Source organism: Nonomuraea sp. NPDC049129 (genome assembly GCF_040648495.1).
GTDB lineage: Bacteria > Actinomycetota > Actinomycetes > Streptosporangiales > Streptosporangiaceae > Nonomuraea.
Window position 1 is genome coordinate 87,885 of the sequence record NZ_JBEZDU010000024.1, and the last position, 14,080, is coordinate 101,964.

Annotated in this window: 15 protein-coding genes; 8 read left to right on the top strand and 7 right to left on the bottom strand. The window is 69.6% G+C overall.

The window, feature by feature from the left end:
• The first annotated feature begins 45 nt into the window (after window positions 1-45).
• The 6 genes from AB0B64_RS47470 to AB0B64_RS47495 all read left to right on the top strand — a co-directional run bounded on the left by AB0B64_RS47470 (window position 46) and on the right by AB0B64_RS47495 (window position 5,269).
• Window positions 46-654 carry a winged helix-turn-helix domain-containing protein gene (locus AB0B64_RS47470; RefSeq protein ID WP_357942971.1) on the top strand — a complete coding sequence of 203 codons (609 nt, stop codon included), beginning with the start codon at window positions 46-48 and terminating at the stop codon, window positions 652-654.
• Between the two features lie 220 nt (window positions 655-874).
• On the top strand, window positions 875-1,804 hold the full coding sequence (gene rpsB, locus AB0B64_RS47475; RefSeq protein WP_358191569.1) for a 30S ribosomal protein S2: 930 nt from the start codon (window positions 875-877) through the stop codon (window positions 1,802-1,804).
• A gap of 300 nt (window positions 1,805-2,104) precedes the next feature.
• Window positions 2,105-2,938, top strand: a complete 834-nt coding sequence (gene tsf, locus AB0B64_RS47480; RefSeq protein WP_225290522.1) for a translation elongation factor Ts — start codon at window positions 2,105-2,107, stop codon at window positions 2,936-2,938.
• Between the two features lie 123 nt (window positions 2,939-3,061).
• Window positions 3,062-3,760, top strand: a complete 699-nt coding sequence (pyrH, locus tag AB0B64_RS47485) for a UMP kinase (protein WP_225290523.1) — start codon at window positions 3,062-3,064, stop codon at window positions 3,758-3,760.
• A 43-nt stretch (window positions 3,761-3,803) separates the two neighbouring features.
• Complete coding sequence (gene frr / locus AB0B64_RS47490; protein WP_357942977.1) at window positions 3,804-4,361, top strand: ribosome recycling factor; 558 nt, start codon at window positions 3,804-3,806, stop codon at window positions 4,359-4,361.
• 68 nt (window positions 4,362-4,429) lie between these two features.
• The gene (locus AB0B64_RS47495) at window positions 4,430-5,269 is read left to right on the top strand and encodes a phosphatidate cytidylyltransferase (protein WP_357942979.1); all 840 of its coding nucleotides are present in this window, start codon (window positions 4,430-4,432) and stop codon (window positions 5,267-5,269) included.
• Window positions 5,270-5,276: 7 nt separating this feature from the next.
• Here the strand turns inward: AB0B64_RS47495 and AB0B64_RS47500 are convergent, their stop codons facing one another.
• Complete coding sequence (locus tag AB0B64_RS47500) at window positions 5,277-6,299, bottom strand: suppressor of fused domain protein (RefSeq protein WP_357942981.1); 1,023 nt, start codon at window positions 6,297-6,299, stop codon at window positions 5,277-5,279.
• A gap of 132 nt (window positions 6,300-6,431) precedes the next feature.
• Between AB0B64_RS47500 and rlmN the strand changes: the two genes are divergently transcribed.
• Window positions 6,432-7,532: a 23S rRNA (adenine(2503)-C(2))-methyltransferase RlmN gene (gene rlmN, locus AB0B64_RS47505; protein ID WP_358191609.1), complete on the top strand. Its 1,101-nt coding sequence runs from the start codon at window positions 6,432-6,434 to the stop codon at window positions 7,530-7,532.
• 24 nt (window positions 7,533-7,556) lie between these two features.
• Here rlmN and AB0B64_RS47510 read toward each other — a convergent pair whose 3' ends face one another.
• From AB0B64_RS47510 to AB0B64_RS47520, 3 genes are all read right to left on the bottom strand, one after another.
• Entirely contained in the window at window positions 7,557-8,258 is a 702-nt protein-coding gene (locus AB0B64_RS47510; protein ID WP_358191622.1) for a GDSL-type esterase/lipase family protein, read from the bottom strand.
• An 81-nt stretch (window positions 8,259-8,339) separates the two neighbouring features.
• Complete coding sequence (locus tag AB0B64_RS47515) at window positions 8,340-9,011, bottom strand: hypothetical protein (protein WP_357942987.1); 672 nt, start codon at window positions 9,009-9,011, stop codon at window positions 8,340-8,342.
• A complete protein-coding gene (locus AB0B64_RS47520; protein ID WP_357942989.1) occupies window positions 9,008-9,745 on the bottom strand; it encodes an ATP-binding cassette domain-containing protein in 738 nt (245 codons plus the stop codon). The genes AB0B64_RS47515 and AB0B64_RS47520 overlap by 4 nt, the downstream gene beginning before the upstream one ends.
• 142 nt (window positions 9,746-9,887) lie before the next feature.
• Between AB0B64_RS47520 and AB0B64_RS47525 the strand changes: the two genes are divergently transcribed.
• Window positions 9,888-10,436, top strand: a complete 549-nt coding sequence (locus AB0B64_RS47525) for a DivIVA domain-containing protein (RefSeq protein ID WP_357942991.1) — start codon at window positions 9,888-9,890, stop codon at window positions 10,434-10,436.
• 58 nt (window positions 10,437-10,494) lie between these two features.
• Here AB0B64_RS47525 and iolD read toward each other — a convergent pair whose 3' ends face one another.
• Genes iolD through AB0B64_RS47540 form a run of 3 tightly spaced genes read right to left on the bottom strand, consistent with a single transcriptional unit; the run spans window position 10,495 to window position 14,080 of the window.
• A complete protein-coding gene (iolD, locus tag AB0B64_RS47530) occupies window positions 10,495-12,351 on the bottom strand; it encodes a 3D-(3,5/4)-trihydroxycyclohexane-1,2-dione acylhydrolase (decyclizing) (RefSeq protein WP_358191647.1) in 1,857 nt (618 codons plus the stop codon).
• Window positions 12,348-13,187 (bottom strand): 5-deoxy-glucuronate isomerase, encoded by an 840-nt coding sequence (gene iolB, locus AB0B64_RS47535; RefSeq protein ID WP_357942995.1) that lies wholly within the window; start codon window positions 13,185-13,187, stop codon window positions 12,348-12,350. Before iolB ends, iolD begins: the two co-directional genes overlap by 4 nt.
• Window positions 13,184-14,080: a deoxyribose-phosphate aldolase gene (locus AB0B64_RS47540; RefSeq protein ID WP_358191999.1), complete on the bottom strand. Its 897-nt coding sequence runs from the start codon at window positions 14,078-14,080 to the stop codon at window positions 13,184-13,186. The genes iolB and AB0B64_RS47540 overlap by 4 nt, the downstream gene beginning before the upstream one ends.

Sequence of the window (14,080 nt, forward strand, 5' to 3'; positions counted from 1 at the left end):
GTTATGAAGGCAATGCTTCACATCACTTCCGGGTACCTTGGTGCCATGACGCGGGAGAGCCTCAGTGACCCCAAGGCGATGCGGGCCCTGGCGCACCCGGCCCGGCTGGCGATCCTGAACCGGCTGGGTGTCGACGGCAGCGCCACCGCCACCGAGGTCGCCGAGGTCGCCGGCATCACTCCGAGTGCCGCCAGCTACCACCTGCGCATGCTGGCCAAGTACGGGTTCGTGGAAGATGCGCCGCCGCGCGGCGACGGGCGGGAGCGGGTCTGGAAGCCGACGAGTACGCCCCTGTCGGTCGGCGTGCAGCCCGGCGATCAGCCGGAGGTGCGTGAGGCCAAGCACCTGCTGATCCAGGCGTTTCGCAAGGAAGCGGACGAGGAGGCCCGGCGGGCGCTGGAGAACATCGACCAGGAGCCCGAGGAGTGGCGCGAGGCGACCCGCTTCAGCCGCCTGATGCTGCGGCTCGACGCCGAGGAGATGGCGCGGCTCAATGTCGAGGTCGAGAAGCTGTTCGAGCCGTACCTGGCGCGCCATCGCGATGAGCGGGCGGCGCCTCCCGGTGCCAGGATCGCCGAGGCCCAGGTCAATCTCTTCCCGCATGTGCGGAGGGCGGCGCCGGGGCTGCCTACGGAGGACCACGACGCGGGCTGACCCGAGACGGTCAGGCCGGGGCGGCGTGGGAGGTAGACTTTTGGGTGGCCTGCGCATCACAGGCCGACTTCGCATGCCCCATCGCGGACCGCCCCATCGGTCCGAGCCACGGCTCGGCTGGAGCGGGTTCGGGGCATCAGGGCGACAGCCATTGGGCTGCCGCGGCACAACCGAGAACCGCGCCCGCCCGCACGGGCGCCCAGACCTGGAGGACCATCACATGGCCCCCGTCGTCACCATGCGACAGCTGCTCGAGAGCGGCGTTCACTTCGGGCACCAGACCCGCCGCTGGAACCCGAAGATGAAGCGCTTCATCTTCACCGAGCGCAACGGCATCTACATCATCGACCTGCAGAAGTCGCTGTCGTTCATCGACCGTGCCTACGACTTCGTCAAGGAGACGGTCGCCCACGGCGGCACGATCCTGTTCATCGGCACCAAGAAGCAGGCGCAGGAGGCCATCTCCGAGCAGGCGGCTCGCGTCGGCATGCCGTACGTCAACCAGCGCTGGCTGGGTGGCATGCTCACTAACTTCTCCACCGTGCACAAGAGGCTTCAGCGTCTGAAGGAGCTCGAGGAGCTCGACTTCGACAACGTCGCCGCCTCGGGGCTCACCAAGAAGGAGCTCCTCATGCGCCGGCGTGAGAAGGACAAGCTCGAGCGCACGCTCGGCGGCATCCGTGACATGGGCCGCGTGCCCAGCGCGGTGTGGATCGTCGACACCAAGAAGGAGCACATCGCGATCAGCGAGGCCAAGAAGCTTGGCATCCCTGTCGTCGCGATCCTCGACACCAACTGCGACCCCGACGAGGTCGACTACCCGATCCCCGGCAACGACGACGCCATCCGCGCCGTCGGCCTGCTGACCAGGGTCGTCGCCGACGGTGTCGCGGCCGGTCTGATGGCTCGCTCGGGCGCCGCCCGCGGTGACGAGAAGCCCGCTGCCGCCGAGCCGCTGGCCGAGTGGGAGCGCGAGCTCATCGAGCAGGGCGCCGCCGAGCAGGCCGCCCCTGAGCCGGCCGCCGAGGCCGCCGCTCCCGAGGCTGAGGCTGCCGCTCCTGAGGCTGAGGCCGCTGCCCCTGAGGCTGAGGTCGCGGCTGAGGCCGCTCCGGCCGCCGCCGAGGGCGAGACCGAGCAGCAGCAGGCCTGACCGCTCACACCTCGGGTGAACACCGAGGTGGCGAGCAGTCGCCTACCCAGCCCGGCTCCGTGGAGTGACCCGCACGCGAGGCCGAGCGGAAATCGCAGACGCTGAGCCCGGCGGCGGGGGGTCGAGACCCCCGCCGCCGGGCAAGGCCGGAAGAGCCGGGCAGGCCGCGAAGGCAGGGCTGCTCACCAGGTAAGACGCTGAGCTCCTGTACGGCAGCCGCCGGCCGTTCGAACCATAGGGTGGGTGCCGGAAGGTCGGCGCCCACCCGATCCACGACGAAATCCCACAAGGAAAAAAGCAATGGCTTCCGTGAACATGGCCGACGTCAAGCGGCTTCGCGAGATCACCGCGGCCGGAATGATGTCTTGCAAGAAGGCGCTCGAAGAGGCTGACGGCGACATCGACCGCGCCATCGAGCTGCTGCGCCTCAAGGGCGCCAAGGACGTGGGCAAGCGCGAGGCGCGCACCGCCTCCAACGGCCTGGTCGCGCTCAAGCAGGACGGCGACTCCGCCGCCGCGCTGCTGGAGCTCAACTGCGAGACCGACTTCGTGGCCAAGGGCGAGCGCTTCCAGGAGCTGGCCGGTCAGGTCGTCGCGCACATCCTGGCCACCAAGCCGGCCGATGTGGCGACGCTGCTCGAGTCCTCGCTCGACGGCAAGACCGTCAAGGAACTCCTTGACGAGGCCAACGTCGCGCTGGGTGAGAAGATCGAGATCCGCCGGTTCGCGGTGCTGGAGGGTGGCTACATCGGCGCCTACATGCACCGCACCGACCCGGCGCTGCCGCCGGCCGTCGGCGTGCTGGTCCAGCTCGACAAGCCGAACGCCGAGGTCGCCAAGGACATCGCGCAGCACGCCGCCGCGATGGCCCCGCAATACCTCAACGCCGCCGCCGTGCCCGCTGACGTCGTCGACAAGGAGCGCAAGCTCTTCGAGGAGATGACGCGCGAGGAGGGCAAGCCCGAGGCCGCCATCGGCAAGATCGTCGAGGGTCGCGTCAACGGCTGGTACAAGGACTTCACCCTGCTCCAGCAGGCGTTCGTCAAGGACAACAAGAAGACCGTCGGCAAGTACGCCGAGGAGAACGGTGCCGAGGTGCTGGCCTTCGTTCGCTTCAAAGTCGGCCAGGCTTAGGCTTGAACGAAATTCCAGCCCATCGAACCGCCTAAGAGGGAGGCCGCCGCCGTGCAGGAGAACCAGGAGCCAGCTACGTCGGCGGCTTCTTCGTATCAGAACCCGCTCCGGTGGAAGCGGGTCATGCTGAAGCTGTCAGGTGAGGCGTTCGCCGGTGGCGACCCGCTGGGGATCGACCCGCTGGTGGTCGACCACCTGGCCGACTCGATCGCCGAGGCCGTACGCGAGGGTGTGCAGGTGTCGGTGGTGGTCGGCGGCGGCAACATGTTCCGCGGCGCGGCGCTGTCCGAGCAGGGCATCGACCGCGCCCGCGCCGACTACATGGGGATGCTGGGCACCGTCATCAACTGTCTCGCACTGCAGGACTTCCTGGAGCGGCGCGGCGTCGAGACCCGCGTGCAGACCGCCATCACCATGCAGCAGGTCGCCGAGCCGTTCCTGCCGCGCCGCGCGATCAGGCACCTGGAGAAGGGTCGCGTGGTCATCTTCGGCGCCGGGCTCGGCTCGCCGTTCTTCTCCACCGACACCGCGGCCTCCCAGCGCGCCCTGGAGATCGGCGCCGAGGCGCTGCTCAAGGGCACTCAGGTGGACGGGGTCTACGACTCCGATCCACGGAAGAATCCCGACGCGGTCAGGTTCGACCACCTCGACTACGGCGAGGTGCTGATCCGCGACCTCCAGGTCATGGACGCCACCGCGATCAGCCTGTGCAAGGACAACGACCTCCCGATCGTCGTCTTCGACCTGATGGGCGAGGGCAACATCCTGCGAGCGGTCCGCGGTGAGAAAATCGGCACGCTGGTGAGTCCCGCAGGCAAATGAGGGAGCGCGCCCGACATCGCCAGCCAGAAGACAGGGAGCCGCTGTGATCGACGAAACCCTCCTCGAAGCCGAGGAAAAGATGGACAAGGCCGTTACGGTCGCGAAGGAGGACTTCGCGGGCATCCGGACGGGCCGGGTAACCCCTTCGATGTTCAACAAGATCAATGCCGAGTACTACGGCACGCCGACCCCGATCCAGCAGTTGGCCTCGTTCCATGTGCCCGAGGCCCGCATGGTGATCATCCAGCCCTACGACAAGGGTTCGATGGCCGCGATCGAGAAGGCGATCCGTGAGTCCGACCTGGGCGTCAACCCCGGCAACGACGGGGCGGTGATCCGCGTGTCGTTCCCCGAGCTGTCGGAGGACCGGCGCAAGGAGTACATCAAGGTCGCCAGGAACAAGGGCGAGCACGCCAAGGTCTCCGTGCGCAACATCCGCCGCTCCGCCAAAGAGATCCTCGACAAGATGATCAAGGACGGGGAGGCGGGCGAGGACGAGGTCCGCCGCGCGGAGAAGGAGCTCGACGACATCACCCAGAAGCACGTCGCCAAGATCGACGAGCTGCTCAAGCACAAGGAAACCGAGCTGCTCGAGGTCTGAGCGGCGCGCCGCACGGCCCTCGCCCGGTGGCGGGGGCCGTGGCTCATGGAAGACCCAGGAAGAGATCTGTGGACGAAAGTACGGCTGGCACCAGCCCGAGCGGCGGCAGCCGTACCGGACGGAACCTTCCTGCCGCCATAGCGGTGGGCTTGGGGTTGGGCGCGCTCGTCATCGGCACGCTCTACACCGTCAAAGAACTCTTTCTCCTGGTGCTGGCGGGAGCCGTGGGCGTCGGGGTCATGGAGCTGATCCAGGCGTTCGGGAGCCGCGGCATCAAGGTGCCGGCCGTGCCCCTGCTCGGTGGCATGGTCGCGATGTTCGCCGGTGCCTACTGGGGCGGGCCTGTCTGGCTGCTCGGCGCGTTCGTGGTGGTCGTCTTCGTCCTGCTGATCTGGCGGATGTTCAGTGACGGCACCGACGGCTACGTACGCGACACGACCGCTTCGGTGTTCATCCTGGTCTATCCGCCGCTGCTGGCCGGGTTCGCGGCGTTGCTGCTGGCGCCTGGTGACGGCCGTGATCGGGTGGTCATCTTCATCGCGGTGACCGTGGCCAGCGACATCGGCGGCTACATCGCGGGCGTGCTGTTCGGCAAGCACCAGATGACCGTCATCAGCCCGAAGAAGACCTGGGAGGGGATGGCCGGGTCCATCATCGCGTGCGTGGCGGTGGGCGCCTGGCTGGTGAGCTGGCTCATGGACGGGCAGCTCTGGCAGGGCGCCCTGATCGGCGCGCTCGTGGCGGTGCTGGCGACCGTCGGTGACCTGATCGAGTCGATCATCAAGCGGGATCTCGGCATCAAGGACCTGGGCACGCTCCTGCCGGGCCACGGCGGTCTCATGGACCGGCTCGACTCGCTGGTGACCACGCTGGTGCCGGTCTGGCTGCTGATGACGCTGTTCTTCTGACGTGTCGCTAGTGGCGGTGTTCTTCCATCGCCTCGATGGTGATCGGCTGGAGCCAGAGCCAGCGGACGGCTTCACCGCCGAAGGCGAATCCTGATAAATCCGGCATGGCGGGTGGGTCGGCGACCATCATGACCCCCGCGTACTGCGGGCCCAGCGGGAACGTGGCCGGCTCGTGATACCACTTGGCGGTATGCCCGTGCCCTAGCCACGTGACCGAGTGCCACGGATACTGCGACAGCCACACCAGCAGCAGCGCCGCCTCACGCGGATCCTCACGGGTGGCCACGGCCAGCTCGATTCTGGCGTACGCGCCCGGCCGGTCGATCCACTGCTCGACGGTGGGCATCCGCTGGCAGCTCATCCCGACCGTGGAGAGCACCGTGAACCCCCGGCGCCCGTACGGCGGCCGCTCGGTGACGCCGACAGTCGGCAGCCGCTCCCCGCTCACGTCCCAGTAGCGCCCGGCCGGCCCGAGCCCCCGTTCCAGATGCCCCATGACGAACTCCTGGAACGACGCCCAGGACCCCTCCAGATGCCGCCAGCGCCAGTAGGACCTGGCGTTGGAGATGCGCGGCCGCAGCCCGTCGAGCGCCTCGGACAGCGCCCAGGCGAACGGCGTCTCACCCACGGCGTCACGGGCGTAGCCGGGCATGCCCCTGCTCATGTCGGCCCACCCGGGGATGACCGCCAGCAGGTCCTCGTCCTCATAGACCGCGACCCCGTCGCCCTCCTCGAACCACAGCGCCGTCAGCTGCCCGAGCGGCCGGCGCCCGGCCGGGTGCGTGGTGTTGGGCCGGGGCATGAGCGGCGGCAACCCGGAGTTGAGCCTGGCCAGATCGACCACCTCGGGCGCGGGACGGTGGTTGGCCAGCCACACGGCGCCGTGCACGGCACCGTCAGGCGAGCACAGGTAAGCTACCGAGGCGTCCTCGTCCCGCTCGACCACGAGCGTTCGGCTGCCGTACGGGTTGCCGGCGGTGAGGACGACCTCGGTCTGCCCCTCGCCAGAAGCCGACCGGAAAATCGCCATACGAGATGCACTCTAGATCGGCCCATACCCTCATGCGAGAGCTTCCGCCACCCGGAGTTCCCTCATGGAATGACACCTGGGAGCCGAACGTTCACTAACCTGGTCGGTAACCACCCAAGCAAAGGCAGGAACGTGTCCCAGCAGCCAGGCCAGCTCACCTTCGTCGCGCCGCGCAGGGCCAAGCCGGCTCGGCACCTGGCGGACCTGTCCATGCCCGACCGCCGCGCGGCGGTGACGGAGCTCGGCGAGAAGGCCTTCCGCGCCGACCAGCTGTCCCGGCACTACTTCGAGCGCCTGAACGCCGACGTGCACGCGATGACCGACCTGCCCGCGGCGGCCCGCGACAAGCTGTCGGTGCTGCTGCCGTCGCTGCTCACCCCCGTCAAGGAGCAGACCACCGACGCCGGCACCACCCGCAAGACGCTGTGGCGCCTGTTCGACGGCGCGCTGGTCGAGTCGGTGCTGATGCGCTATCCCGACCGGGTGACGATGTGCGTGTCGTCACAGGCCGGCTGCGGCATGAACTGCCCGTTCTGCGCCACGGGCCAGGCCGGGCTGACCCGCAACATGTCCACCGCCGAGATCGTCGAGCAGGTGGTCTCCGGCGCCCGCGCGCTGGCCGCGGGCGAGGTGCCCGGCGGCACAGGGCGGGTGAGCAACGTGGTCTTCATGGGCATGGGCGAGCCGCTGGCCAACTACAAGCAGGTCATCGGGGCCGTACGCCGGATGGTGGAGCCCGCCCCGCACGGCCTCGGCATCTCGGCGCGCGGCGTCACGGTCTCCACGGTCGGCCTGGTGCCCGCCATCGGCAAGCTCGCCGACGAGGGCCTGCCGGTCACGCTCGCCCTGTCCCTGCACGCACCCGACGACGAGCTGCGCGACACGCTGGTGCCGATCAACACGCGCTGGAAGGTGTCGGAGGTCCTCGACGCCGCCTGGGCGTACGCGGCCAAGACCAAGCGGCGGATCTCGATCGAGTACGCGCTGATCAAGGACATCAACGACCAGGAGTGGCGGGCCGACCTGCTCGGCAAGCTGGTACGCAACAAGCTGGTGCACGTCAACCTGATCCCGCTCAACCCGACGCCCGGCTCCAAGTGGACCGCCTCCCGGCCGGAGGACGAGCGGGCGTTCGTGCGGCGGCTCGAATACCACGGTGTGCCGGTGACCGTCCGCGACACCCGCGGCCGCGAGATCGACGGCGCCTGCGGCCAGCTCGCCGCCGCCGAATAGCCCTGGGAAGAGCTCTAGGAAGGCTCAGGAAGAGCGCACGACGCCCTCGATCAGGTCCGCGATCATCCCGGCGCCGCAGCTGTTCAGGTGGACGGTGTCCGTGGTCAGCAGCAGGCCGCGGCTCTTGGCGATCGAGTCGAAGCCGCGCCCGAGAAAGAAGTGCTGCATCGCGGCGGTGGGCGCCAGCAGGCTGTCCGCCCGGTAGTGGACGCGCGGCTTGCGCTCCGCCTTCTCCAGGTGCGCCACCATCTGCTCGTTGAGCGGGAGATACTGCACGAACTGCTCGGCCGCCACCTTACGTACGATCTCCCCGAACTCCGACGTCCGCCGCAGCGCCTCCGAGTCGAGGTCCTCGCCGAGCACCGGCGGCGAGATCAGCGCGATGCGGGCCCGGGTCTCGTCCTTGAGCCGGGTGGCGATGGCGGAGAGGTTCGCCGCGTAGCCGTCGGGGCTGATGTCCTCGCTCAGCTTCCACCGGTCGCGCAGCTTGCGGGCGGTGCTCTCGCCCAGCGTGGCGGTGGCGTCGTTGGTGCCGATGAGCACGGTGACCACGTCGGGATCCTGGTCGACGACCTCGGAGAGCCGGTCCAGCACATGGGCGGAGACGTCGTAGTTGACGCCCGCGTTGATCACAGTGGTGCCCGGCAGCCTGGACTCCAGCATTTTCACGTAGTTCGCGCTGACCTGACCACGCGTGATGCTGTCGCCGACACAGATCACTTTCATGACGCCTGACTCCTCATAGGTGGGTGAGTGCTCACTAACCTAGTGGCTAAAGGAGGCAGACGCGACGTACTTGTCGGGTTTTCAGGGTCGGGTACGGCGCAGCCAGGCGTAACAGCCCAGGCCGAGCAGGCACCACGCCAGCGAGATGGTCGCGAGCTCAGGCAGCCGGGCGGTCAGCTCGGCGGAGTTCGCGGATTTCATCCAGGTGATGACCGGGACCGTCAGCCAGTACAGGGGCGAGGCGCTGAGCATCAGCATGGCCAGGAAGCCCAGCAGCAGCGACATGATGGAGATCGCGGGGGAGCGCAGGATCGCCCGGCTGGTGAGGGCGCCGAGCGTGACCCCGGCGAGCGTCGCGAGGCCGTACAACGTCAGGACCGCGGCAAACTCCTCGGGCGCCGGGACCGTGCTGACGCCCAGTGCCAGGCCCCAGCCAAGGGCCAGCGCGATGAGCACCAGGGACGTCGCGAAGGCCGCCAGCAGGCCCGCGCTCAGCTCGCGCAGCCGGCCGCCCACGCTGATCGCCGACATGGCGCGCTGCTGATCCGGCTCGGTGTCGAGCACGCTCCTGCTGGACCAGGCCAGGATCGGGATCACCAGCACCGCGGCGTCCGTGAGGACCTCGGTCTCGGCGCCCTTGGGCGCGCGGCTGCCGTAGAGGATGGCGACCAGCGCGAGCATGAGCAGGAGCGCCTGGAAAATGCGGTGGGACCGGATGTAGGCCGCGACCCGGAAGACAGTCAAGGCGATCATCGCTGCTCCTCGGTGACGTCGGCGACGTTCGTAACGTTGGCGTCGGTGACTTCCGCGACGTGGCCGACCTCTGCGACGGATGTGGCGACGGACACGTCTTGGACCCGGTAGCCCTCGTCACGCATCCTGGCCACGAACGACCGGACCTCGTCCACCGGCAGATCCACCCGCACGGTCGCCCGCTGCCCCGCCGTACCCTCCTTGACCAGGCCGTCCACCACCGTCCAGTGCCGGATGGAGGGAAGGTGACGCAGGCCGCCCTGGTGGTCACTGGCGACCACGATGGCGCCGCCCTCGGAGAGCTCCGTGACGATGGACGGCAGCACCTCGCGGGTGTCGGCGTCGAGCCCCGCGAACGGCTCGTCCAGGATGAGCAGGCCGGGCCCGCACATCAGGGCCTGGGTCAGCCCGACCTTGTGGGCGCTGCCCTTCGATAACTCGCCCAGCCGCAGGCCGAGCAGGTGAGCCATGCCGAGGCGTTCCGCCCAGGGCTCCCATCGGGCGCCGCCGCGTATCCGGGACATGTGGCGCAGGTAGCCGGAGACCGTGAAGGGCTGCTCGAGCGGGAAGCGGTCCGGGGCGAAGCCGACCACCGCCGGGCGGTCGGTGATGGTGCCCGACGACGGCTTGGTGAGCCCGGCCAGCAGGCGGAGCAGTGTGGACTTGCCCGCACCGTTGACGCCGGCGACCTCGATCACGTCACCGGGATCAAGGTGCGCGTCCACGTCCTTCATGACAGAAGGATCACGTCTTCGATAACGGAAAGAGACCTTGGTCAATCTCATGGTCCAGTAACGGTATATCTCAGTTCGCATTGTCAGGATAAAGAGCCCCACAATATGAGCAGGCCCCCAGCACACCGCAGAAGGAGTGAGCTTGAACCGCTTTCCACGCGTCATGGGTATGCGTTCAGGCTACGACCCGGTCGAGGTCGACGCCCTGATCGGGCGCATCGAGGCCACACTGGGCAGGGGGCCGCGCGACATCGAGCAGGTCACGGCCGACGACGTACGCAGGGCGACGTTCCGGGCCAGGCGCGGCGGTTATCAGGAGACCGCGGTGGACTTCGCGCTGGAGGCGTTCGTGGTGGCGCTGGAGACGCGGGCCAAGAGTCCCGTACGGCTGGCCATGGCCGAGCCGACCGGTGAGATGCTGCGCGAGGAGTGGTTCGAGACGCAGGCGGCGCGGGTGGAGCGGGTGGCCTTCCGGCCCGGGCGGATGGGCACGGGCTACAACGAGGACGAGGTCGACGCCTTCCTGGACCGGATCGTGGCCACGCTGCGCGGCACCACCGACTATCCGGTGACGGCCAAGGACGTCCGCGAGGCGAAGTTCTCGACCGTGCTGCTGCGGCCCGGCTACCTGATCGCGGACGTCGACTCGTTCCTGGCGGGCATCGCCGACGTCCTGAAGCAGCGCGCCTGAAGCAGCGTGCCTGAAGCAGCGTGCCTGAAGCAGCGTGCCTGAAGCAGCGCCCCTTCTGTCAGGTGGGCGTGATGTGCGGCTTCTGGGCGCTCTTCTCGGACTCGTACGAAGCGCGCACCATAGGGCCTTCCGGCGCGGTCGAGAGCTCGGCGACCGGGACGTCCCACCACGCCTCCGACGACGGACTGTCGATCATGGGGTCGGCGCGGACATAGATCACGGTCGTCTCCTCGGCGGCGCGGGCCGCCTCCAGAGCCTTGCGGAAGTCGGTCAGCGTGTCGGGCCGCAGCACGGTGGCGCCGAGGCTGGCGGCGTTGGCGGCCAGGTCCACCGGCAGGCCGTCGCCGTCGTAGCGGCCGGTGCCCCGGTAGGCGTAGGAGGTGCCGAGCCGCTGGGCGCCGACGCTCTCCGAGAGGCGGCCGATCGAGGCGAAGCCGGAGTTGTCCACCAGCACCACGATCAGCTTGATGCCCTCGGAGACGGCCGTGACGATTTCCTGGGCCATCATCAGGTAGGACCCGTCGCCCACCATGACGAACACCTCGCGGTCGGGGACGGCCATCTTGATGCCCAGCCCGCCGGCGATCTCGTAGCCCATGCAGGAGTAGCCGTACTCCACGTGATAGCTGCCAGGGCCGCTCGGCCGCCACAGCTTGTGCAGGTCGCCGGGCATGGAGCCGGCCGCGCAGACCACCACGCCGTCGTCGCCGGCCGCGGCGTTGACCGCGCCGATCACGGCCGACTGTGGCATCGGCCGGCCGTCCAGCGCGTACGCCTCGTCCACCACCGCGTCCCAGGCGGCCGACAGCTCGGCGGCGCGCGAGCGGTAGGACTCCGTGGTGCTCCAGCCCGCGCAGGCCCCGGTCAGCTCGGTCAGGCCCTCGCGGGCGTCGGCCACGAGCTGGAGTCCCGACAGCTTGGCCGCGTCGAAGCCGGTGATGTTCAGGTTGACGAACCGGGCCTCAGCCGAGAAGAGCGTGCGGGAGGCCGTGGTGAAGTCGCTGTAGCGGGTGCCGACGCCGATGATCAGATCGGCCTCGCGGGCCAGCGCGTTGGCCGCGGTGGTGCCGGTCGCGCCGACCGCGCCCATCGCGAGCGGGTGCCCGTACGGCAGCGCGCCCTTGCCCGCCTGCGTCTCGGCGACCGGGATGCCGTACGCCTCGGCGAAGGCCCGCAGCTCGGCCGTGGCCTCGCTGTAGATCACCCCGCCGCCGGCGATGATCAGCGGCCGGCTGGCCGACTTGATCAGCTCGGCCGCCCGCGTCAGGGCCGCCCGCTCGGGGCGTGGGCGCGGCACGTGCCAGAGGCGGCGCTCGAACAGCTCCTCCGGCCAGTCGTAGGCCTCGGCCTGGACGTCCTGCGGCAGCGCCAGCGTCACCGCGCCCGTCTCGGCCGGGTCGGTGAGGACGCGCATGGCGGCCAGCAGCGCCGATGGCAGCTGCTCGGGCCGGTTGATCCGGTCCCAGAAGCGCGACACCGGCTTGAAGCAGTCGTTGACCGAGATGTCGTACGAGCGGGCGTCTTCGAGCTCCTGGAGCACCGGATTGGCGACCCGGGTGGAGAACACGTCGCCGGGCAGCAGCAGCACGGGCAGCCGGTTGATCGTCGCGCCCGCCGCGCCGGTGATCATGTTGGTCGCGCCGGGGCCGATCGAGGTGGTGCAGGCCAGGGTGGACAGCCGGTTGGCGGCCCGCGCGTAGGCGGCGGCCGCGTGCACCATGGCCTGTTCGTTGCGGCTGAGGCGGTAGGGCAGGTCCTCGGTCGAGGTGGCCAGCGCCTGGCCGAGCCCGGCCACGTTGCCGTGGCCGAAGATGCCGAAGCAGCCGCCGAACAGCCGGTGCTCGACGCCGTCGCGCTCGCTCCACTGGTGGGACAGGAAGCGCACCACAGCCTGCGCTACGGTCAAACGGGTCATGAAGTCCTCCCGAACGGCAGTCTCGCATCGATGGCCTGGCCGTCCCAGGAAGAACGGATCCAGGCGTGCCGGGGGTCGTCGCAGAACGCCATCGACCGCTCGTCGGCGGGACCGGCCAGGACGTTCAGGTAGTAGAGGTCGTAGCCGGGCGCGGCCATCGACGGTCCGTGGTAGCCATAGGGCACCAGCACCACGTCACCGGAGGAGACCTCGGCCAGCGTGTCGATCTGGCCCCGCTCGGAGGAGTAGACGCGCTGGTAGCCCAGGCCGCCGTCGGCCACCTCGAAGTAGTAGATCTCCTCCAGCACGGCCTCGCCCTCGTTGGGGGTGTCGTGCTTGTGCGGGGGATAGGACGACCAGTTGCCGCCCGGCGTGAGCACCTCCACGGCCACGAGCTTGTCGCACTCGAAGACGCCGGGGGCGCAGAAGTTGTTCACCTGGCGGCTGGCCCGGCCCGCGCCCCGGATCTCGACCGGCACCTCCGAGGCCGGAACGTACCGCGGTGCCAACCGCCGGGTCGCCCGAGCGGAGGGGAACGCGATGCGGCCCGTCCCCTCCACCGTCACATCCGTAGAAATCGGGATATAGGCGAAATCAGAAGGCCCGGCGAAGACCGACGTGCGGCCTGTCAGCTCGAACCGCTCGGCGCCGCACGTCACCGTGCACGAGCCCGACAGCGGCAGGACGAGCATCTCCTCCTCCCCGGTCGAGAAAGAGACCGGGGCGCCGCCGAGGTCGGCCACGCGCAGCCCCGAGTAGGTCCAACCGGCCAACGCGGGCGTGATCTCCACCGACCACGACCCGCCGGCGGCCTTGCCGTACGGAAGGTATGTCATGAGCGCACCTCTCGAACCAGCGCGGCCGCGCCGTCCACCGCGGCGGCCACGTCGTCGTCCGGAGGGTAGAGCAGCGCGCGGCCGATGACGAGCCCGCGCACCCCCGGCAGGCGCAGCGCGCGGTCCCAGTCGGCGTAGGCGGCGTCGATGTCGGGCGGGTCGCCGCCGAGCAGCAGCGCGGGCAGCGTGGTGGCGGCCATGACGCGTTCCATCTCGGCGACCGCGGGGATCTTCAGCCAGGTGTAGGCGGAGGTCGTGCCGAGTGCCTGGGCGACGCTGATCGACCGGATGACCGCCTCGGGCGACAGGTCGTTGCGCAGGACGCCCGCCTCCGTACGCGCCGCCCAGAACGGCTCGACCATCGCCAGCAGCCGCCGGCGGGCCAGGTCGGTGACCGCGTGGGCGCATGATTCGAGCGTGGTGACCGTGGCGTGGTCGGCCGGGTCGATGCGGCAGAGCATCTTGCCGCCGTCGAGGCGCATCGCGTCGATGGCGGCCGCGTCGAAACCGGTGAACCGGTCGTCCAGCTCGAACACCGAGCCCTGCAGGCCGCCGCGGTTCATCGAGCCGAAGGCCAGCTTCTCCTCCAGCGCGCCGAGCAGCAGCAGGTCCTCCAGCACGTCGGGGGAGGCCAGGATGCCGGCCACGCCGGGCCTGGCCAGCGCCGTCTGGAGCCGGTCGAGCAGGTCGGGGCGGCTGGCCATGGCCAGCGGCCGGTCGCGGACGCCGAGCGACCCGCGCGCCGGATGGTCGGCCGCGATGATCAGCAGGCGCTCGCCCTCACCTGGCAGCCCCCGGCGCTGCCGCCGGGCGGCGGCGCGCTCGATCTCCTCCGGCCTGGTGGCCCGGATGTGGGTCAGGTGGTCGTAGCGGGCGGTTCTGGGCAGCGTCAT